Genomic DNA, 712 nt, shown 5'->3' on the forward strand with positions numbered 1-712 from the left:
CTTCTTTACTACGCTTTGGCATATTTTAGCTCTTCTCTTTGTAAATCCATCTAACTCAAAGTCTGAGGTCAGAATGAAAATCGTTCTCAATAGGTTGCCAGAAAACACCCTTTTTCGAAATAAACAAGCCTACTTTTTATTACGAAATACTGTAAACCAGGTTTGCAGATGCATGTCGTCAAGCAAAACAAAATTTCAGAATATGCAACTAAATTAATACCATTAAATGACATTAGTTTAATATTTACATCTGCATTTTGAACCGATTGATAGCGATAGATTATGTAAAATAATTTATCTACGAGATACTCTTATAAATCTGCTAAGGTGCAACTCACTCACTGTGATTACTAAGTAAGTAAAAGGTGAAATCCGGTAAATTATTGACTCGGATCACATCGTCCATTAACAAAATCTAAAGTTATCTCTGCTTAACCCTCTCAACAAACAACATAGCATACCGATATTTTTTTATCCAAGTTGTTCCATTTATTTCTATTGAAAAAAAACGAGTTAGAGTATAWTCCCTTTTTTAAGTGAGGATTCGTTATGAGCATTGAACACGAAGAAACCCAAGTATGTGAAGCGTGTGGTTGCGCTGGTGAAATTGGCTTTATCATCAAAGAAGGCGATGACGTTGCAGACGTGACAATTTACGCTGGTTCAAAAGAGTTGCTACAAGCGGAATTTCGCCAAGTATCTAGAGCTGGCG

The 712-nt window shown here is 35.3% G+C and carries 1 pseudogene; it reads left to right on the forward strand.

Going from position 1 to position 712, the window contains the following annotated elements:
• Positions 1-549: 549 nt before the first annotated feature.
• A pseudogene (locus tag CIK04_RS30030) lies at positions 550-712 on the forward strand (DUF406 family protein); the annotation flags it as partial.

The organism is Vibrio sp. 03_296 (genome assembly GCF_002265885.1).